Consider the following 23,344-nt stretch of genomic DNA (forward strand, 5'->3'; position numbering starts at 1 on the left):
CCGAACAGCTCCCCGACCACCTTCATGCCCTCCAGGAGGGTGTTGTTGACGATGTCCAGCGCCGGGGTGGTCTGCAGGGCCTCATCCAGGTCGGCTTCCAGGCCGTTCTTCTCGCCGTCGATGATGCGCCGCTGCAGGCGCTCCTCCAGGGGCAGGGCGAGGAGTTCCTCGGCCTTGCCGGCCTTCATCGACTTGGTCGAGACGCCCTCGAAGAGCTCCATGAGCTTTTGCAGCGGGTCATAGCCCTCGGCGCGGCGGTCGTAGATGAGGTCGAGGGCGGTGGTGACCTGTTCGTCGTCGAAGCGGGCGATCGGCAGGATCTTGGAGGCGTGCACGATCGCGGAGTCCAGGCCGGCCTTGACGCACTCGTCCAAAAAGACGGAGTTGAGCAGGACGCGGGCGGCCGGGTTGAGGCCGAAGGAGATGTTGGACAGGCCCAGGGTGGTCTGGACGTCCGGGTGGCGCTTCTTCAGTTCCCGGATCGCCTCGATGGTGGCGATGCCGTCGCCCCGGGATTCTTCCTGGCCGGTGCAGATGGTGAAGGTCAGGGTGTCGATGAGGATGTCCGCCTCATGGATACCCCAGTTCGACGTCAGGTCGGTGATGAGGCGTTCGGCGATGGCGACCTTGTGCTCGGCGGTGCGGGCCTGGCCCTCCTCGTCGATGGTCAGCGCGATCAGCGCCGCCCCGTGCTCCTTGGCCAGCGCGGTCACCTTCGCAAAACGCGACTCGGGCCCGTCCCCGTCCTCGTAGTTGACGGAGTTGATGACCGCCCGCCCGCCCAGCTTCTCCAACCCCGCCTGCAGCACCGGCAGTTCGGTGGAGTCCAGGACGATGGGCAAAGTGGAGGCGGTCGCGAAGCGGCCGGCCAGCTCGGCCATGTCGGCCACCCCGTCGCGGCCCACGTAGTCGACACACAGGTCGAGCATGTGGGCGCCCTCGCGGATCTGCTCGCGCGCCATCTCCACACAGTCGTCCCAGCGACCCTCCAGCATCGCCTCACGGAACTTCTTCGACCCATTCGCGTTCGTCCGCTCCCCGATCGCCATATACGCGGTGTCCTGGCGGAACGGCACCGTCTGGTAGAGCGAGGCGGCACCCGGCTCCGGGTGCGGGTCGCGCGCCGGTGTCTCGACGCCGCGTACGCGCTCCACGACCTGGCGCAGGTGCTCCGGCGTCGTACCGCAGCAGCCGCCCACCAGCGAGAGGCCGTACTCGCGGACGAAGCTCTCCTGCGCGTCGGCCAGCTCGGACGCCGTCAGCGGGTAGTGGGCGCCGTCCTTGCCCAGGACCGGCAGGCCCGCGTTCGGCATGCAGGAGATCGGGACGCGGGAGTGACGGGCGAGGTAGCGCAGGTGCTCGCTCATCTCGGCCGGGCCCGTGGCGCAGTTCAGGCCGATCATGTCGATGCCCAGCGGTTCCAGGGCGGTCAGCGCGGCGCCGATCTCGGAGCCGAGCAGCATGGTGCCGGTCGTCTCGACGGTGACCGAGCAGATCAGCGGGAGGTTCGCGCCGGTGGCGTCCATGGCGCGGCGGGCACCGAGGATGGCGGCCTTGGTCTGCAGGAGGTCCTGGGTGGTCTCCACCAGGAGGGCGTCGGCGCCGCCGGCGATCATGCCTTCGGCGTTCGTCTGGTAGGCGTCGCGCAGGACGGTGTACGGGGCGTGGCCGAGGGTCGGCAGCTTGGTGCCGGGGCCCATGGAGCCGAGCACCCAGCGCTGCTGTCCGGTGGAGGCGGTGAACTCGTCGGCGACCTCGCGGGCGATGCGGACGCCCGCCTCGGACAGCTCGAAGTTGCGGTCGGCGATGTCGTACTCGCTCAGGGCCGCGAAGTTCGCGCCGAAGGTGTTGGTCTCCACGCAGTCCACGCCGACGGCGAAGTACTCCTCGTGCACGGAGCGCACGATGTCGGGGCGGGTGACGTTCAGGATCTCGTTGCAGCCCTCGAGCTGCTGGAAGTCGTCGAGCGTGGGGTCCTGGGCCTGGAGCATGGTGCCCATCGCGCCGTCGGCCACCACCACGCGGGTGGCGAGGGCCTCGCGGAGGGCGTCGGCTCGGGTCCTGCTGTCGGACGAAACAGGCGTGGGCTGCGACGACGGGCTTGGCGACGAGGCCATGAAAGAGCTCCCTGGAGTGCGACGGCTGTCGGCTTTGCGCCTTCTGGCTGGAGGGCGCACTCGGTCAGGGTAGCCGGGACCAAGGTCCGTTTGGGAAGGAGTCCACGAGACGGACGGGTGTGGCGGGCTTGGCCGGTTCAGGTGCTTGACATGGGGAGTGGGGGCAACGCGTGTTGTCCGCGCATTAGCGAGAGGTCGACAACGACCGATAGTGTTCAGCATTGTCGAACGTCGAGTTGGTGCAAGGGGACGGAGGTCGGGGCTGCGATGGCACGCAACATCCAGTCGCTCGAAAGGGCCGCGGCGATGCTGCGGCTGCTCGCGGGCGGCGAGCGACGGCTCGGCCTCTCCGAGATCGCCTCCGCCCTCGACCTGGCCAAGGGTACGGCGCACGGCATTCTGCGCACCCTTCAGGCGGAGGGTTTCGTCGAGCAGGACTCCGCGTCGGGGCGCTACCAGCTGGGCGCCGAGCTGCTGCGTCTGGGCAACAGCTATCTGGACGTGCACGAGCTGCGGGCGCGCGCCCTGGTGTGGACGGACGACCTGGCCCGTTCCAGCGGTGAGAGCGTGCACCTCGGGGTGCTGCACCAGCAGGGCGTGCTCATCGTCCACCACGTCTTCCGGCCCGACGACAGCCGCCAGGTCCTGGAGGTGGGGGCCATGCAGCCGCTGCACTCCACGGCGCTGGGCAAGGTGCTCTCCGCGTACGACCCGGTCGCGCACAACGAAGCCGTGGAAGCGGAGCGGCAGACCTTCACCGTGCACACGGTGGCCGACGCCGAGGGCTTCGAGAGCGTCCTCGACCTCACGCGCGCGCGTGGGTACGCGGCGGATGTCGAGGAGACCTGGGAGGGCATCGCCTCCGTGGCGGCCCCCATCCACGACCGGCGGCGCATGCCGGTCGGCGCGGTCGGTGTCACCGGGGCCGTGGAGCGGGTCTGCAAGGACGGGGAGCTGCGGCCCGAGCTGATCGCCGCGGTGCGGGACTGCGCGCGCGCCGTGTCCAGGGATCTGGGCGCCGGGCGCTTCTGAGCCCCCGCGGATCCGCGGCGTCCTTTCCGGGCTCCGCCACACCGTCTCGGAGCTGCGCCGCACCCTTCCCTGCTGCGCGGTCACCGATAACGCGGAACGATCAATAACGATCGTGTTTTCAATAACAGAACCCTTGACGGGCGAGTAACCCCAGGGTGAGACTCGCGTCCATCGGTCGGCATTGTCGAACACCTACCGGCATTACGCGTTAGAGTGTGACAAGGCCAAGGGCCGGCAACGACCTCACCTGAGGTCGCGGACCACCGGAGGGACCCGGGGTTCGCCTTCCCCTGGACGAAGGACAAAGGAGTCGCGGGTGTCCAGCTCCGACATCTTCATCGGCGAGACCATCGGTACCGCCGTGCTCATCCTGCTCGGCGGTGGCGTGTGTGCCGCCGTCACGCTCAAGCGCTCGAAGGCCAAGGACGCCGGCTGGCTCGCCATCACCTTCGGGTGGGGCTTCGCCGTACTGACCGGCGCCTACCTCGCGGGTGGTGTCTCCGGTGCCCACCTCAACCCGGCGGTCACGCTCGGCCTCGCCGTCGAGGGCGGCACCAAGTGGAGCGACGTTCCGCTCTACCTGGCCTCGCAGCTGCTCGGCGCGATGATCGGCGCCTTCCTGGTGTGGGTCACCTACATGGGCCAGTTCAAGGCCCACCTGACCGACCCCGAGGTCCTCGCGGCGCAGCCGGTGGAAGAGGGCATGGTCGACCAGAAGGCCGCCCCGTCGGCGGGCCCCGTGCTCGGCATCTTCTCGACCGGACCCGAGATCCGTAACTACGTCCAGAACGTGCTCACGGAGATCATCGCCACGGTCGTCCTGGTGCTCGCCATCCTGACGCAGGGCCTCAACGACGGCGGCAACGGCCTCGGCACCCTCGGCGCCCTGATCACCGCGCTCGTCGTGGTCGGCATCGGCCTCTCGCTCGGTGGCCCCACGGGCTACGCGATCAACCCGGTCCGTGACCTCGGCCCGCGCATCGTCCACGCCGTGCTCCCGCTGCCGAACAAGGGCAGCTCGGACTGGTCGTACGCCTGGGTGCCGATCGTCGGTCCGCTGATCGGCGGCGCCATCGCCGGCGGTCTCTACAACGTCGCGTTCAAGTAGGCGTTCAAGTTGACCCGCCACAGCGACCGATGACCGCCACAGACGCTTGAGAGCCGTCAGCAAAGAATTCTGGAGCACACCGTGACCGACGCACACACCGCAGGCCCCTTCATCGCGGCCATCGACCAGGGCACCACGTCCAGCCGCTGCATCGTCTTCGACAAGGACGGCCGGATCGTCTCCGTCGACCAGAAGGAGCACGAGCAGATCTTCCCGAAGCCGGGCTGGGTCGAGCACGACGCGACCGAGATCTGGACCAACGTCCAGGAGGTCGTCGCCGGCGCCGTCGACAAGGCCGGCATCACCCGCGACGACATCAAGGCGATCGGCATCACCAACCAGCGTGAGACCACGCTGCTGTGGGACAAGAACACCGGCGAGCCGGTGCACAACGCCATCGTCTGGCAGGACACCCGCACCGACGCGCTCTGCAGAGAGCTCGGGCGCAACGTCGGCAAGGACCGCTTCCGCCGCGAGACCGGCCTGCCGCTCGCCTCCTACTTCGCGGGCCCCAAGGCCCGCTGGCTGCTCGACAACGTCGAGGGCCTGCGCGAGCGCGCCGAGGCGGGCGACATCCTCTTCGGCACCATGGACTCCTGGGTCATCTGGAACCTCACCGGCGGGGTGAACGGCGGCCGGCACGTCACCGACGTCACCAACGCCTCCCGCACCATGCTGATGAACCTCCACAAGATGGAGTGGGACGAGCGCATCTGCGAGTCCATCGGCGTCCCGAAGCAGATGCTGCCGGAGATCCGCTCCTCCGCCGAGGTCTACGGCGAGGTCACCGGCGGACAGCTCGGCGACCTGCTCGGCGGCATCCCCGTCGCCTCCGCGCTCGGCGACCAGCAGGCGGCCCTGTTCGGCCAGACCTGCTTCGCCGAGGGCGAGGCCAAGTCCACGTACGGCACCGGCACCTTCATGCTGATGAACACCGGTGACAAGGCCATCAACTCCTACTCCGGGCTGCTGACCACCGTCGGCTACCAGATCGGCGACCAGAAGCCGGTCTACGCCCTGGAGGGCTCCATCGCCGTCACCGGTTCGCTGGTGCAGTGGATGCGGGACCAGATGGGCCTGATCAACTCCGCCGCCGAGATCGAGACGCTCGCGTCGTCGGTCGAGGACAACGGCGGCGCCTACTTCGTACCGGCCTTCTCCGGCCTGTTCGCCCCGTACTGGCGCTCCGATGCCCGCGGTGTGATCGCCGGTCTGACCCGGTACGTCACCAAGGCGCACATCGCGCGCGCCGTCCTGGAGGCCACGGCCTGGCAGACCCGTGAGATCACCGACGCCATGACGAAGGACTCCGGCGTCGAGCTCGCGGCCCTCAAGGTCGACGGCGGCATGACCTCCAACAACCTGCTGATGCAGACCCTCTCGGACTTCCTCGACGCGCCGGTGGTGCGCCCGATGGTGGCCGAGACGACCTGCCTCGGTGCCGCCTACGCCGCCGGTCTCGCCGTCGGCTTCTGGTCCTCGACCGACGAGCTGCGCGCCAACTGGCGGCGGGCCGCGGAGTGGACCCCCCACATGGACGCGGGCACCCGCGACCGTGAGTACAAGAGCTGGCTCAAGGCCGTCGAGCGGTCCATGGGTTGGCTCGATGAGAGTGGCGAGGAGTAAGACATGACCACCCTGCAGAGCGTCCCTGCCCTCGGGACGCATCCGGCTGCCGGCCTCAACCCGAGCCGCGCCGAGACCCGGGAGCAGCTTTCCAAGGCGACGTACGACCTCCTGGTGATCGGCGGCGGAATCCTGGGCATCTCCACCGCCTGGCATGCCGCGCAGTCGGGACTGCGGGTGGCCCTGGTGGACGCCGGTGACTTCGCCGGCGCCACCTCCTCCGCCTCCTCCAAGCTGCTCCACGGCGGTCTGCGCTACCTGCAGACCGGCGCGGTGAAGCTGGTCGCGGAGAACCACTTCGAGCGTCGTGCGGTGTCCCGTCAGGTGGCCCCCCACCTGGCTAACCCGCTCACCTTCTACCTGCCCGTCTACAAGGGCGGCCCGCACGGCGCGGCCAAGCTCGGCGCGGGCGTGTTCGCGTACAGCGCGCTGTCCGCGTTCGGCGACGGCGTCGGCCACCTCCTGTCGCCGTCGAAGGCCGCGCAGGACGTGCCGGAGCTGCGCACGGACAACCTGAAGGCCGTCGCCGTCTACGGCGACGACCAGATGAACGACTCCCGCATGGCCCTGATGACGGTCCGCGCGGCCGTCGAGGCCGGTGCCGCCGTCCTCAACCACGCCGAGGTCACCGGGCTGCGCTTCACCAAGGGCCGGGTCACGGGCGCGGAGCTCAAGGACCGCATGAGCGGCGACGAGTTCGGCGTCAACGCCCGCCTCGTGCTGAACGCCACGGGCCCGTGGGTCGACCACCTGCGCAAGATGGAGAACCCGGACGCGGCGCCCTCCATCCGCCTCTCCAAGGGCGCGCACCTGGTCCTCAAGCGCACCGCCCCCTGGAAGGCCGCGCTGGCCACGCCGATCGACAAGTACCGCATCACGTTCGCTCTGCCCTGGGAGGACATGCTGCTGCTCGGCACCACGGACGAGGAGTTCGAGGGCGACCCGGCGGACGTCAAGGTGACCGAGGCGGACACCGCCCAGATCCTGGACGAGGCCGCGTTCTCCATCCGCGACCAGCAGCTGTCGCGCGACCTGATCACGTACTCCTTCGCGGGTCTGCGGGTGCTGCCCGGCGGTCCCGGCGACACGTCGAAGGCCAAGCGCGAGACGGTCGTCACCGAGGGCCGCGGCGGAATGCTGTCGGTGGCCGGCGGCAAGTGGACGACGTTCCGCCACATCGGTCGTACGGTGATGAAGAAGCTGGAGTCCCTGCCGGGGCACCCGCTCGGCGACGACTACGAGCCGATCTCCGAGCTGCCGAAGAAGCTGCCGCTGCCCGGCATCGCCAACCCGCGTGCCGTCGCCCACCGTCTCCTCGTGGACGGTCCGGCGCCCGGCCCGCGCATGGCCGCCGACACCGCCAAGCACCTGGCGACGCACTACGGCTCGCTCTCCTTCGACATCGCCCGGCTGGCGAACGAGAACCCGGAGCTCGCCGAGCGCGTCCACCCGGACGCCCCGGAGATCTGGGCCCAGGTCGTCTACGCCCGCGACAACGAGTGGGCCGAGACGGCGGACGACGTGCTGCGCCGCCGTACGACGCTGACGATCCGCGGCCTGGCCACGGACGAGGTGCGCGGCAAGGTCGAGGACCTGCTGAACAAGAAGGCCTGACGGCCCGTCGGCAGTAGGCGACGAGCAGTAGGTGACGAGCAGTAGGTAATAGGTAGCAGGTAAGGGGCGGTCTCCATGGAGGCCGCCCCTTACGCGTCCACGCACTGGGACACCCTGTGGCGGCCAGGGGACGGGAGTTACGATCCCGAGAACACCCGCTGACCTGCCCTGGAGTGACCATGACTCTCCTGACGACCTGGCCGGAGGCCGGGCCCGAGACCGTCGTCCGCCGCACCGCGGACCCGGCGGAGATCGCCGCCGCGCTCGCTCCGATAGGCGTGCGCTACGAGCAGTGGCCGGTGCGCGAGGACGTGCCGGCCGACGCCGACAGCGACACCGTCTTCGCCGCGTACCGCACGGAGATCGACAAGCTGAACGCCGAGGAAGGCTTCCGGACCGTCGACGTGGTGGCGCTGCACCCCCCGGCCGGCGACGACCCCGAGTGGCCGGCGAAGGCGACGGCGGCCCGCCAGAAGTTCCTGGCCGAGCACACGCACGACGACGATGACGAGGTGCGCTTCTTCGTCGCGGGCGCCGGGATCTTCTACCTCCACGTGGACGGTGAGGTGCACGCCGTGTACTGCGAGAAGGGCGACCTGCTCGGCGTGCCGCGCGGCACCACGCACTGGTTCGACATGGGCACGTCCCCCGCGTTCACGGCGATCCGCTTCTTCCACGAGGAGGACGGCTGGATCGGCAACTTCACGGGCAGCCCGATCGCGGACCGCTTCCCCGACTTCGACGAGATCCACGCGGGGTACGCCGCGTGACGGATCACGACCTGGGCCCCGTGGACGCCGTGGTGCTCGACATCGAGGGCACCACGAGCGCCACCGGGTTCGTGGTGGACGTGCTGTACCCGTACGCGCGCGAGCGGTTCGGCGAACTGCTCGCCTCGCGGGGCGACGACCCCGAGGTGGCGCGGGCCGTCGCGCAGGTGCGGGCCGAGATCGGCGAGCCGGAGGCCGACGCCGGGCGCGTGGAGAAGGTCCTCGGCGAGTGGGTCGACGCCGACCGCAAGGCGACTCCCCTGAAGACACTCCAGGGCGTCCTCTGGGCGGAGGGCTTCGCACGCGGCGACCTCGTCTCGCACTTCTACCCGGACGTCATCCCGGTGCTGCGGCGCTGGCACGCGGACGGCGTGCGGCTGTACGTGTACTCGTCCGGTTCGGTGGCGGCGCAGCGGGCGTGGTTCGCGCACTCCGCGGAGGGCGACCTGCTGGGCCTGGTCAGCGGTCTGTACGACACCGAGAACGCGGGCCCGAAGCAGGAGGCGGACTCCTACCGGGCCATCGCGGCGTCCACCGGCGTCGCCCCCGGGCGGCTGCTCTTCCTCTCCGACCGGCCCGGCGAGCTGGACGCGGCGCGGGCCGCGGGCTGGCGGACGGTGGGTGTGCGCCGGGCCGGGGAGCCGTACGCCGACGCCGACTTCGGCACTCATCCGCGGGTCTCGGCCTTCTCCGAGATCAGTCCCCTTGCCGCCACTCCTGACCCTGGGAGCAGTTCATGACCGAGACCTCCACCGACGTCACCGCCGCGGAGCTGGCGGAGGCCGGGGCCGTGCTGGCCGCGGAGGCGGCGCGGTTCGCCTCCTTCGGGTGGATGCGGGGGACGTCCGGGAACCTCTCCCTGGTCCTCTCCCGGGATCCGCTCCGGCTCGCCGTGACCGCCAGCGGGCGGGACAAGGGTGAACTCACGCCGTCGGACGTGGTGTTGACGGACGGCGAGGGCGCGGCTGTCGGGCCGGGGCGGCCCTCCGCCGAGGCCGCCCTCCACGCGCGCGTGGTGCGGCTCACCGGAGCGGGCGCCGTGGTGCACGTCCACACGGTGGCGTCGGTCCTCATGGGGCAGCGCTCCCCCGCCGGCATCCCCTTCGACGACCTGGAGATGCTCAAGGGGCTCGGGCATCCGACGCACGAGGTGTCGGTGACGTTGCCGGTGATCGCGAACAGCCAGGACATGACCGAGCTCGGGGACCGGCTTGAGGCGGCGCTCCAGCCGGGGATGCCGGCGGTGGTCGTCGCGGGGCACGGGATCTATGTGTGGGGCGCGGACCCGCGCGAGGCGCGGCATCGGGCCGAAGTAGTGGAGTGGCTGCTGGAGTTGGCGGCGGCGCGGGGCTGAGGGAACCGGGGGGTGAGGGGCCGGGGGGGGCAGGCCCCCCGGTCACTGGCGGCGGCTCGGCGGACGTGTCAGACGCCGGGGAGGCCGGATGTGTCAGAAGCCGGGGAGGCCCGGCGTGTCAGACGCCGTGCAGGTCTGACGTGCCCGGCAGTTCCCCGGTCGCCACCTCCAGTACGCCCCGCTCCGTGACCAGCGCCGACACCAAGGACCCCGGCGTCACGTCGAACGCGGGGTTGTAACCGCGCGAGGCCGCGGGGGCCGTGCGGACGCCCGCCCACTCCAGGACCTCGTCCCCGCTGCGGAGTTCGATGTGGATGTCGTCGCCCGTGGCCGTCGCGAGGTCCACCGTCGTCGTGGGCGCCGCCACCACGAAGGGGATGCCCGCGTGCGCGCACGCGAGGGCGATGCCGACCGTGCCGACCTTGTTGGCCGTGTCGCCGTTGGCTGCGACGCGGTCCGCGCCGACGATCGCCGCGTCGACCTCGCCGCGCAGGATCGTGCCCGCGGCCGCGCCGTCCGCCTGGACGTAGTGCGGGATGCCTTCCTGGGCGAGTTCCCAGGCCGTCAGGCGGGCCCCCTGGAGGAGCGGGCGCGTCTCGTCGGCGTACACCGTTTCGAGCCGTCCCCTGGCGTGCAGTTCGCGGATGACGCCGAGTGCCGTGCCCCAGCCCGCCGTGGCGAGGGCGCCGGTGTTGCAGTGGGTGAGGATGCGCAGCGGCCGGTCCGCGGCGGCCGGCACGCGGTTCAGGAGCCAGTCGGCGCCGTGCGCGCCCATCGCGTGGTTGGCCGCGAGGTCCTCCTGGACGATCGCGTCGGCCTCGGCGAGGACCGCGGCCAGCCCCTTGTCGATGTAGGGCCGCACGCGGTCCACGCACACCATCAGGTTCACGGCCGTGGGCCTGGCCTCCCGGATCCGCGCCACCTCGGCGTCGAGGCGCGGGCGGTCCCAGCCCTCGCGGCCGGCCTGCGCCATCGCCAGCGCGACCCCGTACGCGCCCGCGGCGCCGATCGCGGGGGCGCCGCGCACGACCAGGCGGACGATCGCGTCGACCAGCCCATCGACCGTCGTGACGGCAAGCCGCTCCAGGGTGTGCGGGAGCGCCGTCTGGTCGATGAGGGAGAGGGCCGGGGCGGAGTCGCCCTCCGCCTCCGTCCACGTCACGGCGCGCAGATCCTGGCTGTTCATGGGCTCAACTCCGAAGGAAAGGGGGCGATTCGGCCACGGGAGGAGGGGTGCCGTCACCGTACCTGACGTGCTCGAACCACATTTCGAGACGTTCGTGCGGCTGTCCGAAATCCGGTGTTACTCTCGCCGCCACCCAGGACAGATCGATCCGATCCACGGTGCGAGGAGGACAGCCATGGCCGCGAAAGCCGACGCGATGTGCTGCCCCGCCGTGTCCTGCGGCCGCCGAATGCGCCGCTGCCGGCCGTGTTTCCGCTGTTGCCGCTGAGCGACGCCGCTCGCACCCGCACGACTCTCCTGTCACCGCCCGGGCCGCTCCCGGGCACCTCCACGAAGGCGATCCCATGTCCTTGCTGTCCCTGCGTACGCGTACGTCCCTGAGACTCACCGCCGCGGCCGTCGGCGCCGCCCTCCTGGCCACGGGCTGCAACGCCGCGGCCAAGGACGGCGGTTCGGGCAAGAACGGGGACGGCGGAAGCGGCAGGTCGTTCACCCTCGTCACCCCCGACCCCGTCGCCCAGAACGAGTTCCTCAAGCTCGCCGTCTCCGGGGTGAAGGCGGCGGCGAAGGCGCACGACGGCGCGCAGAAGGTCTTCCAGAGCAGCGACACCGACTCGCGGCAGCAGAACGTCGCCTCCGCCGTGGACTCGGCGCCCGACGTCGTCGTGCTGGTCGGCTTCGAGTTCGCGGACATCGTGGCGCAGCAGGCCGAGGCCCATCCGAAGCAGCAGTTCCTGCTCGTCGACGCGTGCACGAAGAAGACGTACGAGAACGTCACCTGTGCCGTCTTCCGCGAGCACGAGGCCGTCTTCCTAGCCGGCGCCGAGGCCGGTCTGCTGACGACGAGCAAGAAGGTCGGCGCCGTCGACGTGCTCGACACCCCGCAGTTCCGGCGGTACAGCGAGCCCTTCGCGGCGGGCGCGCGGAAGGTGCGGGCGGGCGTCGGTTCCCGGACGCTGTTCGTCGGCGGGCAGTCGCCGTTCAACGACGCGGCCCGCGCCAAGGACCAGGCGGCGACGCTCGCCTCGGGCGGTGTCGACCAGGTGATGGCGGCCGCGGCGGCGGGCAACACGGGCGTCTTCCAGGCGGCGAAGTCCGCGAAAGGCAAGGGGTTCCGGGCGTACGGCGTGGACGCAAACCAGTGCCTGACCAGCCCCGGTGTCGTCGTCGACAACGTGCTCAAGAAGACCGATGTCGCCGTGGAGAAGGGCATCGGCCGGATCCTCGACGGCAAGGGCGGCACCACCGTGTCGTACGGCCTCAAGGAGGGCGGCATGTCGCTGACCGGCCTGGAGCCGGGGCTCGCCGACTCCAAGTGCCTGATCGCGGAGCCCGCCAACAAGGACGTGCTGAAGCGCGTCGAGAAGCTGCGCGACGACATCGCCGCCGGAAAGCTGACCGTCGATGACCCCGCCGCCTGAGGACACCGGCGCCCCGTTCGCCGTCGAACTGCGGGGCATCACCAAGGAGTTCCCCGGCACGCTCGCCAACGACCGGGTCGACCTGACCGTGCGGCGCGGCGAGATCCACGCCCTGATGGGTGAGAACGGCGCGGGCAAGTCCACGCTGATGTCCGTCCTGTACGGGCTGACGCGTCCGGACGCCGGGCGGATCCTGCTCGACGGGCGCGAGGTGTCCTTCGCGAGCCCGAGCGAGGCGATCGCCGCGGGCCTCGGGATGGTGCACCAGAGCTTCAAGCTGTTCCCCTCCTTCACGGTCGCCGAGAACGTCGTGTACGCCGCCGAACCGCGGCGCTTCGGCTTCGTGGACCGGGCGGAGGCGGTCCGGCGGGTGGGTGCGCTCGCCGCGGAGCACGGGCTCGCCGTCGACCCGGCGGCGAAGGTCGGGGACCTGCCGGTGGGCGTGCGCCAGCGCGTGGAGATCCTCAAGCTCCTCCACCGCGGCGCCCGCACCCTCATCCTCGACGAGCCGACCGCCGTCCTGACCCCCGCGGAGGCGGACGCCCTCTTCGGTGTCCTCCGCTCCCTCGCGGACGAGGGCCGCACCGTCCTCCTGGTCACGCACAAGCTGCGTGAGGTCATGGAGGGCAGCGACGCGGTGACGGTGCTGCGCGACGGGCGGGTCGCGGCGCGCCTGCGGACGAGTGAGACGAGCGCGGACGGCATCGCGGCGGCCATGACGGGACGCGCGGTGGAACTGGACCGGGTGCATCCGGCGGGCTCGCCGGGCGGCACGGTTCTCGCCGTCGACGGTCTGACGGCGGACGGGGTGCGCGACGTGTCGCTCACCGTCCGCGCCGGGGAGATCGTCGGCATCGCGGGCGTCGCGGGCAACGGCCAGTCCCAGCTGATCGAGGCGGTCACGGGGTTGCGGCCGGTCCTGGCGGGCCGGGTCACGCTCGCCGGGCGCGACGTCACGGACGCGTCGGCCGCGGAGCGCCGGGCCGCGGGGCTCGCGTACGTTCCCGAGGACCGCGCGGCGGTCGGCACGGCGCCGGCCGCGACGATCGCGGAGAACCTCGCCATGGGCCACCACCGGGGGCACGGCCTGCTGCGCCCCGGCCGGCTCCGTGAGCATGCGCGCGTGCTCGTCGAACGGTTCGGCATCAAGGCGGCGTCACCGGGGCACGCGGCGGGCTCGCTCTCCGGCGGCAATCTGCAGAAACTCGTCATCGGACGCGAACTCGCCCACGAGTCCCCGCTGTTGATCGTGGAGCAGCCCACTCGTGGGGTGGACATCGGCGCCGTCCAGACCATCCACGACCACCTGGTCGCGCACCGCGACGCGGGCCACGCGATCCTGCTGGTCTCCGCCGAGCTCAGCGAGATCCGCGGCCTCGCGGACCGGGTCCTCGTGATGTACGAGGGCGGGATCGCGGCCGAGTTCACCCGCGAGGAGGCGGACGAGCGGCGGCTTGGCCTCGCGATGGCGGGCGGCGCGCCGACGGGTTCCCCCGACTCCCCCGCCGAGACGCCGGCCCCGCCCGCCTCACCCGCGCCCCTCAAGGAGACCCCCTGACATGGCCGTCGAGAGCCTCTCCAAGGGGCGGTCCGCCGCGGGGCGCGCCCTGCGCTCCGTCGCGGACGGTGCCCTGCGCTCCCCCGCCCTGCACTCCGTCGTCGCCGCGGTCCTCGTCGGGGCGCTCTTCCTCGTCGGGACCGGGGCCGATCCCCTCGGGGCGTACGAGTCCGTCGTCAGCGGCTCGCTCGGGCCCGACGGGATCGGGTCCACGCTGACCACCGGGACCAGCATCCTCGGCCTCGCCGTCGCGCTGGCCGTGCCGATGCGGGCGGGCCTGCTGAACCTGGGCGGCGACGGACAGCTGGTCCTCGGCGGGATCGCCGCCGCGGCCACCGGCCTCCACGTCCCGCTGCCCGCGCCGCTCGCCGTCGTGGCCGCGCTGCTCGCCGGCATGCTGGCGGGCAGCGCCTATGCCGCGCTCGCCGCGCTCTGCCAGAACCGGTTCGGTGTGCCGCTGCTGGTGAGCAGTCTGCTGCTCAGCTATCCGGCGATGTCCTTCGCCTCGTACCTCGCGCGCTTCCCGCTCAAGGAGGAGGGCTCGAGCCTGCCGCAGACCCGGCGGCTCCCGGAGGGTGTGGAGCTGCCCGCCTTCGGCACGTCGACGGTCACGGTGGGGCTCGTGCTCGTCGTGGTCGCCGCGGGTGTCTTCGTCTTCACGGACGCCCGGACGGCCACCGGTTACGAGATCCGCATGACGGGGCTCAACCCGCGCTTCGCGGCGTACGCGGGCGTCGACGGGCCCCGGCTCACGCTGCGGCTCATGGCGGTGTCCGGAGCCGTCGCCGGGCTCGTCGGCGCGATCGGCGTGCTCAGCTTCCCGTACCGCTTCATCGACGGCTCGCTGACCGCCGGCGGGCACACCTGGACCGGTCTGACGGCCGCGCTCCTGGCCTCCGCCGCGCCGGTGGGGACGGCGGTCGCCGCGCTGTTCTTCGCCGCGCTCGACGTCGGCGGCCTCGCCATGGAGCGGGCCACGGAGGTGCCGCGCGAGCTGACGCAGGTGCTCCAGGCCGTGGTCATCGTCTTCCTGGCCGCGCGCCTCCAACTCACCTGGCGCCGCGCCAGGAAGCCCGTACGCCCCGAGGGGGACCTCTGATGTCCGTCGACTCCGCGCTGTTCCACTCGGCGCTCCTCGCGCTCACCCCGATCCTGCTCGCGGCGCTCGGCGGCGCGATCTGCGAACGGGCGGGCGTGTTCAACATCGGGCTCGAAGGCATGATGCTGATCGGCTGCTTCAGCGCGGTCGCGGGCAGCTGGTTCACCGGCAGCGCCTGGCTCGGTGTCCTGTTCGCCGCCCTCTCCTCCGCCGCGTACGCGATGATCCTCGCCGTGGGGACCATCACTCTGCGGGGCGACGCCGTCGTGCTCGGTGTCGCGCTCAACCTGCTCGCGGTCGGCCTGACCGGCTTTCTGCTGCGGACCGTCTTCGGCGTCCAGGGCACGTTCTCCGACCCGGACCTCGCGGGCCTCGGCGGCATCGATCTCGCCTTCCTCGGTCCCGTCCTGTCCGGGCACTCGCCTCTCGTCTACGTCTCGTGGGCGGCCGTCGCCGTCGCCGCCGTGTTCCTCGCGCGCCACCCGTGGGGGCTGCGGCTGCGCGGGGTCGGCGAGGCGCCGGACGCGGCGGCGACGCTGGGGGTGAGCCCGGCGAAGTACCAGTACGCCGCCGTGCTCGCCGGCGGTCTGCTCTGCGGCCTCGCGGGCGCTCAATTGGCCCTCGGGAACGTCACGTTGTTCTCGGAGAACATGACGGCGGGGCGGGGCTGGATCGCCGTGGTCGCGGTGATGCTGGGCCGCGCCCGGCCGCTCGGGGTGCTGCTCGCCGGGCTGCTCTTCGGTGTCGCGGAGGCGGTCGGGTTCCGGCTGCAGGGCAACGGTCTGCCGCAGCAGGCGACCGACGCCGCCCCCTATGTGGTGACCCTGGTCGCCCTCTTCCTGTCCACGGCGCGCCGCAGGTCCACGGCGCGCGGCAAGCGCTCGCAGCGCCCCAAGTCTCTGGTAGGAGCATCCTCATGACGTCGCTCATCGACGCACTGCCCGTCACCCGTGTGCCCCGCGCAGGACTGCCCGCGCAGGCGGTCGTCGTCGGCGACCCGGGCCGCGCGGCCGCCGTCGCCGACCTTCTGTCCGACGCGAAGGAGGTGTCGTACCACCGCGAGTACCGCACCTTCACCGGCACCTGGCAGGGCACCCCGGTCGTCGTCGCCTCGCACGGCGTCGGCGCGCCCGGCGCGATCCTCCTCTTCCAGGAGCTCGCCGAGGCGGGTGTCACCACGATCCTGCGGCTCGGCACGGCGGGCGCGATCCGTCCCGGCATCCGCGACGGGGATCTGGTCATCGCGGACGCGGCGGTGCGCGACGACGGGGTGACGCAGCAGCTGATCCCCGCTGAGTACCCGGCGTTCTCCGCGCCGGAGGCGGTGCTCGCCCTGCAGCGCGCGGCGCGGTCGGCCGGCGCGCCGCACCACCGGGGCGTGGTGTGGACGCGGGCCGCGTTCCAGCCGGGGTTCCTGCCGCTGCCCGGCGAGGCGTACGCGGCCGCCGGGATCGCCGCCATCGAGATGGAGCTGTCCGCGCTCCTCGTCTTCGCCTCGACGCACGGTCTGACCGCGGGCGGCGCGCTGGTCGTGGACGGTGCGAACGCGGATGAGCTGGTCGACGAGGAGGCGCCTTTCTCGACCGGGGCCTACGACCCGCACCGCGACGTGGTCGCCGACGGGGTCGACCGGGGCGCCCGGATAACCTTGGACGCGCTGCGCCTGCTGGCCACGGCCGAACGCTGAGCGACCGCAGATCGCAAACCACAGACCGCAGACCGCAGACCGCAGAGCACCGTCGCGACCACGGAGAACGGAACCGATGCACCCCACTGACCTGCCGGCCCAGGACCGCGGCGGCTCCATAGACCTGCTGGTGCACGGCGGCGACGTGCTGACCGTCGACGCGGCGGGCACCCTCGTGACGGACGGCGCGGTCGCCGTCCGCGGCGGCCGCATCGTGGAGGTGGGTCCCGCCGAGCGGCTGCGCGCCGCGTACGAGGCGGCCGAGGAGATCGACGCGCGCGGCTGCCTCGTCCTGCCGGGCCTCATCAACACGCACACCCATCTCGCGATGACACTGCTGCGCGGCATCGCCGACGACGTCACGCTCCAGGGTTTCCTGGCCCGGGTGATCCCCCGCGAGGCCGAGCTGCTCTCGCCGGACACGGTGACGGCGGGGATCCGCGGCGCCATCGCCGAGTCCGTGCGCGGCGGGGTCACCACCGCGCTCGACATGTACTGGTTCCACGAGGCCGCCGCGGACGCGGCCCGCGACGCCGGATGGCGGCTGCTCACCGGACCGACGTTCATGGACGTGCCGGAACCGCCGGACGGCCGCCCCTACGGCGAGCGGCTCGGCTGGGCGGCCGCGCACCTGAAGGCGCACGCCCCGGCGCCGGGCACCCGCCCGGTCGTCTTCGCGCACTCCGCGTACACCCTGAACCCCGAGCAGCTCACGGCGATCGCGGCGCTCGCGCGGGAGCACGGCGCGCTGCTGCACCTCCACGCGGCGGAGAACGCGGGCGAGGTGGCGACCGTCACCGAGCAGCACGGCATGCGCCCGGTGGAGCTGCTCGACTCGCTGGGCGTGCTCGGCCCCGACACGCTGCTCGCGCACGCCGTCGACCTGACCGACGCGGAGATCGCGACGCTGGCCCGCACGGGCACGGGCGTCGCGCACTGCCCGGTGTCGAACCTCAAGCTGGGCTGCGGCATCGCGCGCGTGCCCGAGCTGCTCGACGCGGGCGTCACGGTGGGCCTCGGCACCGACGGCGCCGTGAGCTCCAACACACTGGACCTGCTCGGCGCGGTCAAGGTCGCCGCGCTCGTGCACAAGGCGGGCGGCGACCCGACGGCGGTCGGTGCCGAGCAGGCTGTGCGGATGGCGACCATCGAGTCGGCGCGGGCCCTGGGCCTCGACGGCCAGCTGGGTTCGCTGGAGGCCGGCAAGCGCGCGGACCTGGTCGTCCTCGACCTGGAACGGCCGCACCTCACGCCCCGGCACGACCCGTGGTCGATGCTCGCGTACGCCGCGTCGGCCGCCGACGTCCGGGACACTGTGGTGGAAGGGCGCGTCCTGATGCGCGGCCGCGACCTGCTCACCCTCGACGAGCCGGCCGTCCTGCGGGCCCTGCGGGACGCGGCGACGACCTCCGAAGCGACACCCCCTGAAGTGGCAAACTCCGAAGTGGCACCCTCCGTATGACGTTCGAACCCACCCGCGGCTTCACCGGCCGCGCCCGCGCCGCCGACCGCGACCCGCGGCTGCCGCCCGGGCAGTACGACGCGGGCGACGGCTGGCCCGTCCTGTCCGCCGAGGTCACCCCGCGCCTCGCCGCCGCCGACTGGACGTTCCGCGTCGACGGCCTGGTCGCGGCCCCGCGCACCTGGACCTGGGACGAGGCGCACGCCCTGCCCGCCTCCGAGTACCGGGGCGACATCCACTGCGTGACGAGCTGGTCCAAGTTCGGGGTGCGGTTCGGCGGAGTGAGCCTGGACACGTTCCTGGCCGCGGCCCGCCCGCTCCCCGGCGCGACGCATGTGATCGCGTACTCCCACACCGGCTACACCACGAACCTCCCGCTGGCCGACGTGACGGGCGGCCGGGCGTGGATCGTGTGGGAGTACGGCGACGAGCCGCTGCCCGCCGAGCACGGCGGCCCCGCCCGCCTGATCGTCCCCCACCTCTACTTCTGGAAGAGCGCCAAGTGGGTCGCCGGGCTGCGGCTCTCCGACCACGACGAGCCGGGCTTCTGGGAGCAGAACGGCTACCACCACCGGGGCGACCCGTGGGCCGAGGAGCGCTACTCCGGTGACTGAACCTTCGTACACCCCCTCATCCACGCCGGCGCAGACGCCGACGCCGTTCGTGCCGCCCACGGCGTTCGCCGTGCCCGGCCGCATCGCCGTGAGCAATCGCTCCGCCGCCCTGTGGCAGCGCGCCACGGTCATGGAGATCCGCCGGGAGACCCCGGCCGCCTCGACGTTCCGCCTGAAGGTGCCCGAGTGGCAGGGGCATCTGCCGGGCCAGCACCTGATGCTGCGGCTCACCGCCGAGGACGGCTACGTCGCCCAGCGGCACTACTCGATCGCCTCGGCCCCCGACGGCAGCGGCGAGATCGAGCTGACCCTCGACCACGTCCTGGACGGCGAGGTGTCGGGGCATCTGCACACCGTGGCGCGGGTCGGCGACACGGTCGAGGTGCGCGGGCCGCTGTCCGGCTTCTTCGCCTGGCCCGGCGACCGCCCCGCGCTGCTGCTCGGGGCCGGTTCCGGCGTGGTGCCGCTGATGTCGATGGTCCGCCACCACCGCCTCGCGGGGCTCGACGTGCCGCTGCGGCTGATCGTCTCGGCCCGCACGCCGGAAGACCTGATCTACGCGAACGAGTACGGCGACGAGACCACCGTCGTCCTGACCCGCTCCGAAGGCCGCCTGAACGCGGGCCACCTGGCGCCGTTCCTGGCCGGTGCCGGGCAGCCGGAGGGTGGCTGGGAGGCATACATCTGCGGCTCCAACGGTTTCGCCGAGCACGCCTCGCGGCTGCTGGTGGACGGCGGCCAGCCGGTGGACCGGATCCGGATCGAACGCTTCGGCTGAAGCCGGGCGCCGGGGCCTCCCGCAGGGGACATAATCAGCTCACACATCGGATGTCTGTTGATGGTCAGGCCGATTCCCTGATCGGTTCCCCGATCGATTCCCCGACTCTTGAGGCGAGGTCCCATGGCGGTCACCGACGAGGCCATCGAGAAGATCAAGGGCATGATCGTCTCGGGCGCGCTGCGTCCCGGCGACCGGCTGCCCAAGGAGAGCGAACTCGCCGCCGAGCTGGGCCTGTCGCGCAACTCGCTGCGCGAGGCGGTGCGCGCCCTCGCCCTGATCCGCATCCTCGACGTGCGCCAGGGAGACGGCACGTACGTCACCAGCCTGGACCCTCAACTCCTGCTGGAGGCGCTGAGCTTCGTCGTCGACTTCCACCGCGACGACACCGTCCTGGAGTTCCTCGCGGTACGCCGCATCCTGGAGCCGGCGGCCACGGCGATGGCGTGCGCCCACATCACGGAAGCCGAACTGGACACGCTGACCCGGCAGTTGGACGCCCTCGGCGACGCGCCGTCCGTGGAGGAGCTGGTCGCCTGCGACCTGGAGTTCCACCGCGGCATCGTCCAGTCGTCCGGCAACTCCGTCCTCTGCTCCCTCCTCGACGGCCTCTCCGGCCCCACCACGCGGGCCCGCATCTGGCGCGGTCTGACCCAGGAGGACGCGGTCAGCCGCACCCTGCACGAGCACCGGGCGATCCTCACCGCGCTGCGCGACCGCGACGCGGAAGCGGCCAGGTCGTGGGCGACGGTGCACATCGCGAGCGTGGAGCAGTGGCTTCGCTCGACACTCTGAGACCACGAGGGCGCCGTTTCCCGGCGCCGAGCGTGGGCAGTGATCACGCACTCCCCCACGCAAGGGGGCTGCGGACGGACCCCGCCGACGCCGTAAGGTTGGGGCGTACGCAAGGGAACATCGGAAGGAGGCCTGGGTGATCGAGCTCGAGGGGGTTCCCGAGCTGGTCGACCCGGTCATGGTGGCCGCGTTCGAGGGCTGGAACGACGCCGGTGACGCCGCCTCCGCCGCGGTCGCGCATCTCGACAAGGAGTGGAAGGGCGAGGTGTTCGCGGCGCTGGACGCCGAGGACTACTACGACTTCCAGGTCAACCGTCCGACGGTCTGGCTTGACGGCGGGGTGCGCAAGATCACGTGGCCGACGACGCGGCTCTCGGTGGTCCGCGTCGGTGGCGACAAGCCGCGCGACCTGGTCCTGGTGCGGGGCATCGAGCCGTCCATGCGGTGGCGCTCGTTCTGCAACGAGATCCTGGGCTTCGCGCACGAGCTGGGCGTCGAGCTGGTCGTGATCATGGGTGCGCTGCTCGGTGACACCCCGCACACCCGCCCGGTCCCGGTCAGCGGCGTGACGTCCGACCCGGACCTCGCGCGCACCATGGACCTGGAAGAGACCAAGTACGAGGGGCCGACCGGCATCGTCGGCATCCTTCAGGAGGCGTGCACGCACGCGGGCGTCCCGGCCGTCAGCCTCTGGGCGGCCGTCCCGCACTACGTGTCGCAGCCGCCCAACCCGAAGGCCACGCTCGCGCTCCTCAACCGTCTGGAGGACCTGATCGGGCTACGCATCCCGCTGGGCGAGCTGGCCGAGGACGCGCGTGCCTGGCAGGTGGGCGTGGACCAGCTGGCCGCCGAGGACAGCGAGGTCGCGGAGTACGTCCAGTCGCTGGAGGAGGCGCGGGACACCGCGGAGCTGCCGGAGGCGTCGGGCGAGGCCATCGCCCGCGAGTTCGAGCGGTATCTGCGGCGCCGTGACGGCGGCGACGGCGCGGCGTACCTGCGGGACACGCCGAGCGACCGGACCCGGCCGCCGAAGCCGAAGCCCACGCAGCGGCCCGGCCAGGGCACGGAGGGCGAGAGCGACAACGACGACTCCGGTCCGGCCGATTCCTCGGACGACTGAGGGTCCGTAGACGCGTTCAGCATCAGGGGACGGCACCCGCACGGGTGCCGTCCCCTTGTGCTGCCCATGGCCGAATTGCACGGGGTTCCCTCTTCAACTTCCCTTCAAACACTGTTGCTCAAAAGAGGGGTGGACGTCGCGGCCCGGCCGTAGCAGGGTGTGCCCCGAAACCTGGCGCAGCGCACAGCACGGCACCCGAAGAAGTGAAGGGAGCGGTGAAGCGATGACCGAGCAGGCAGACCCGGCGCGGGACCCCGGAGCCGGCGGACCGGGCCCCGACGGAATGGGATTCACATACCGAGAAGCCGAACAGGAGCTGATCGTCGTCGCCCGGCCCGAGGCCCGGCTGCGCGTCGGGGAGCGGGACGTCCGCTCGGCCTCCGGCTCCGATGTGTCGGCCCTGAACATGTTCCTCTCCGACGAACAGCTCTCCCTTGAACCGCTGTTCGGCAACGAAGAACGGCTGCGGGCCGCCGCGCCCCCGGCCGGCGACGACGACCTGCCCGACCTGGCCCTCTTCTACCGCGTCCGCGGCGGCGATGACCGGTCGGAGGAGCTGCGGGCGCGGATGGCGGCGCTGCCGGGCATCGACACGGCGTACGTCAAGCCGGGCGCCGTCCCGGCCTCCATCGACCCGTCGCCGACCCAGCCGCACGACCTCGACGACGCGACCCGGCGCCGCAAGGAGGGCATGCCCGTCACGCCCGACTTCACCAGCCGCCAGGGCTATCTGAAGCCGGCCCCCGAGGGCATCGACGCCCGCTGGGCGTGGCAGCGGATCGGCGGCTCCGGCGAGGGCGTCACCGTCATCGACATCGAGGGCGCCTGGCAGCTGCGCCACGAGGACCTCGCCGCGAAGCTCGCGGGCGTCGTCGTCGGCACGCCCATCCAGGACCTGGCCTGGCGCAACCACGGCACCGCGGTGATCGGCGTCCTCGGCGGCGACCGCAACAGCCTCGGCGTCACCGGCATCGTCCCGGAGGCCGTGACGGCGGCCGCCTCCTTCCAGCCCCTCGGCACTGCGGCCACCATCCACGCGGCGGCGGAGCGGCTGAGCCGCGGCGACATCATCCTGCTCGAACTGCACCGCCCGGGGCCGAAGTTCGACTTCGAGCCGCGCGACGACCAGAAGGGTTACATCGCCATCGAGTGGTGGCCCGACGACTACGCGGCGGTGCGTCACGCCACCGCGAAGGGCGTGCTCGTCGTGGGCGCGGCGGGCAACGGCGCCGAGTCGCTGGACGACGCGGTCTACGAGCACCGGCCCGAGGGCTTCCCGTCCTGGTGGCGCAACCCCTTCAACCCGTCCAACCGCTCCTCCGGCGCAGTCCTCGTGGGCGCCGGCGCACCGCCGCCCGGCACGCACGGCCGCGACCACGGCCCGGACCGCTCGCGCCTGGCGTTCTCCAACTACGGCGCCCGCGTGGACGCGCAGGGCTGGGGCCGCGAGACCACGACGACCGGCGGCTCCTGGAACGGGCCCGGCGATCTGCAGGGCGGCGCCGACGAGATCGCCTGGTACACCGACACGTTCTCCGGCACGTCCTCCGCGTCGCCGATCGTCGTCGGCGCCCTGGCCGCGCTGCAGGGCATGCTGAAGGCCGCGGGCCAGCAGCTGATGACGCCCGACCGGGCGCGTGCGCTGCTGCGCTCCACGGGGTCGCCGCAGCAGGACGCGCCGGGCAGGCCCGCGTCGCAGCGCATCGGCAACCGCCCCGACATCAAGGCGGCGGTCACGAACCTGCTGCCGTCGGCGGTGGGTTCGGGGCAGGCCGAGCGGTACTGGGACGAGCTGCTCCCGTATCCGCCGGAACTCCCGCCGCGGCTCCGGCTGTTCGTGGCCGGGCAGTGGCGCAACCTCGACAATCCGTCCCCCGAGACGCGGCAGGCGGTGCACGCCGCCTTCGCCGGGGGCCGACCGGACGTCCGCGTCTGGTTCTCGGACGACGAGGTCGTCGGCCTCGTCGTCACAGGCTGAACCGATCGATCAGTCCGTCAGTGAG

The 23,344-nt window shown here is 72.0% G+C and carries 20 protein-coding genes; 18 read left to right on the forward strand and 2 right to left on the reverse strand.

Annotated elements, in window-relative coordinates; translation table 11 throughout:
* Positions 1-2,117, reverse strand: a 2,117-nt coding sequence (locus ACH4D5_RS32815; protein ID WP_398309732.1) for a homocysteine S-methyltransferase family protein, incomplete at its 3' end; no start/stop codon positions are given.
* Between the two features lie 267 nt (positions 2,118-2,384).
* Between ACH4D5_RS32815 and ACH4D5_RS32820 the strand changes: the two genes are divergently transcribed.
* From ACH4D5_RS32820 to mtnB, 7 genes are all read left to right on the forward strand, one after another.
* On the forward strand, positions 2,385-3,149 hold the full coding sequence (locus ACH4D5_RS32820; protein ID WP_398309735.1) for an IclR family transcriptional regulator: 765 nt from the start codon (positions 2,385-2,387) through the stop codon (positions 3,147-3,149).
* Positions 3,150-3,465: 316 nt separating this feature from the next.
* Complete coding sequence (locus ACH4D5_RS32825; protein ID WP_398309738.1) at positions 3,466-4,257, forward strand: MIP/aquaporin family protein; 792 nt, start codon at positions 3,466-3,468, stop codon at positions 4,255-4,257.
* A gap of 81 nt (positions 4,258-4,338) precedes the next feature.
* Complete coding sequence (gene glpK, locus ACH4D5_RS32830) at positions 4,339-5,883, forward strand: glycerol kinase GlpK (protein ID WP_398309741.1); 1,545 nt, start codon at positions 4,339-4,341, stop codon at positions 5,881-5,883.
* Positions 5,884-5,886: 3 nt separating this feature from the next.
* Entirely contained in the window at positions 5,887-7,497 is a 1,611-nt protein-coding gene (locus ACH4D5_RS32835; RefSeq protein WP_398309744.1) for an FAD-dependent oxidoreductase, read from the forward strand.
* Positions 7,498-7,676: 179 nt separating this feature from the next.
* Positions 7,677-8,267 (forward strand): 1,2-dihydroxy-3-keto-5-methylthiopentene dioxygenase, encoded by a 591-nt coding sequence (locus ACH4D5_RS32840; protein WP_398309747.1) that lies wholly within the window; start codon positions 7,677-7,679, stop codon positions 8,265-8,267.
* Positions 8,264-9,007 carry an acireductone synthase gene (mtnC, locus tag ACH4D5_RS32845; RefSeq protein ID WP_398309750.1) on the forward strand — a complete coding sequence of 248 codons (744 nt, stop codon included), beginning with the start codon at positions 8,264-8,266 and terminating at the stop codon, positions 9,005-9,007. The genes ACH4D5_RS32840 and mtnC overlap by 4 nt, the downstream gene beginning before the upstream one ends.
* The gene (gene mtnB, locus ACH4D5_RS32850) at positions 9,004-9,621 is read left to right on the forward strand and encodes a methylthioribulose 1-phosphate dehydratase (RefSeq protein WP_398309753.1); all 618 of its coding nucleotides are present in this window, start codon (positions 9,004-9,006) and stop codon (positions 9,619-9,621) included. The genes mtnC and mtnB overlap by 4 nt, the downstream gene beginning before the upstream one ends.
* Positions 9,622-9,739: 118 nt before the next feature.
* On the opposite strand, the gene mtnA is transcribed toward mtnB, so the two are convergent.
* Positions 9,740-10,807 carry an S-methyl-5-thioribose-1-phosphate isomerase gene (mtnA, locus tag ACH4D5_RS32855; RefSeq protein ID WP_398309756.1) on the reverse strand — a complete coding sequence of 356 codons (1,068 nt, stop codon included), beginning with the start codon at positions 10,805-10,807 and terminating at the stop codon, positions 9,740-9,742.
* Positions 10,808-11,151: 344 nt separating this feature from the next.
* On the opposite strand from mtnA, the gene ACH4D5_RS32860 reads away from it, so the two are divergent.
* The 11 genes from ACH4D5_RS32860 (at position 11,152) to ACH4D5_RS32910 (ending at position 23,319) form a co-directional block, all read left to right on the forward strand.
* On the forward strand, positions 11,152-12,228 hold the full coding sequence (locus ACH4D5_RS32860) for a BMP family ABC transporter substrate-binding protein (protein WP_398309759.1): 1,077 nt from the start codon (positions 11,152-11,154) through the stop codon (positions 12,226-12,228).
* Complete coding sequence (locus tag ACH4D5_RS32865; RefSeq protein WP_398309762.1) at positions 12,212-13,786, forward strand: ABC transporter ATP-binding protein; 1,575 nt, start codon at positions 12,212-12,214, stop codon at positions 13,784-13,786. Before ACH4D5_RS32860 ends, ACH4D5_RS32865 begins: the two co-directional genes overlap by 17 nt.
* 1 nt (position 13,787) lies before the next feature.
* The gene (locus ACH4D5_RS32870) at positions 13,788-14,885 is read left to right on the forward strand and encodes an ABC transporter permease (RefSeq protein ID WP_398309765.1); all 1,098 of its coding nucleotides are present in this window, start codon (positions 13,788-13,790) and stop codon (positions 14,883-14,885) included.
* Positions 14,885-15,805: an ABC transporter permease gene (locus ACH4D5_RS32875; protein WP_398309767.1), complete on the forward strand. Its 921-nt coding sequence runs from the start codon at positions 14,885-14,887 to the stop codon at positions 15,803-15,805. The genes ACH4D5_RS32870 and ACH4D5_RS32875 overlap by 1 nt, the downstream gene beginning before the upstream one ends.
* Positions 15,802-16,572: a nucleoside phosphorylase gene (locus tag ACH4D5_RS32880; RefSeq protein WP_398309770.1), complete on the forward strand. Its 771-nt coding sequence runs from the start codon at positions 15,802-15,804 to the stop codon at positions 16,570-16,572. The genes ACH4D5_RS32875 and ACH4D5_RS32880 overlap by 4 nt, the downstream gene beginning before the upstream one ends.
* 76 nt (positions 16,573-16,648) lie before the next feature.
* Positions 16,649-18,034, forward strand: coding sequence for an amidohydrolase (locus ACH4D5_RS32885; protein ID WP_398309772.1), 1,386 nt, complete (start codon positions 16,649-16,651; stop codon positions 18,032-18,034).
* A complete protein-coding gene (locus ACH4D5_RS32890) occupies positions 18,031-18,648 on the forward strand; it encodes a sulfite oxidase-like oxidoreductase (RefSeq protein ID WP_398309775.1) in 618 nt (205 codons plus the stop codon). Before ACH4D5_RS32885 ends, ACH4D5_RS32890 begins: the two co-directional genes overlap by 4 nt.
* A complete protein-coding gene (locus ACH4D5_RS32895) occupies positions 18,641-19,426 on the forward strand; it encodes a ferredoxin reductase (protein ID WP_398309777.1) in 786 nt (261 codons plus the stop codon). Before ACH4D5_RS32890 ends, ACH4D5_RS32895 begins: the two co-directional genes overlap by 8 nt.
* A 123-nt stretch (positions 19,427-19,549) precedes the next feature.
* Positions 19,550-20,221 carry a FadR/GntR family transcriptional regulator gene (locus ACH4D5_RS32900; protein WP_398309780.1) on the forward strand — a complete coding sequence of 224 codons (672 nt, stop codon included), beginning with the start codon at positions 19,550-19,552 and terminating at the stop codon, positions 20,219-20,221.
* Between the two features lie 136 nt (positions 20,222-20,357).
* Complete coding sequence (locus ACH4D5_RS32905; protein WP_398309783.1) at positions 20,358-21,341, forward strand: PAC2 family protein; 984 nt, start codon at positions 20,358-20,360, stop codon at positions 21,339-21,341.
* 223 nt (positions 21,342-21,564) lie between these two features.
* Complete coding sequence (locus ACH4D5_RS32910) at positions 21,565-23,319, forward strand: S8 family peptidase (protein WP_398309786.1); 1,755 nt, start codon at positions 21,565-21,567, stop codon at positions 23,317-23,319.
* Positions 23,320-23,344 lie beyond the last annotated feature (25 nt).

The sequence above is a fragment of the Streptomyces sp. NPDC018029 genome, from assembly GCF_044327655.1.
In the GTDB taxonomy this organism is placed as follows: domain Bacteria; phylum Actinomycetota; class Actinomycetes; order Streptomycetales; family Streptomycetaceae; genus Streptomyces.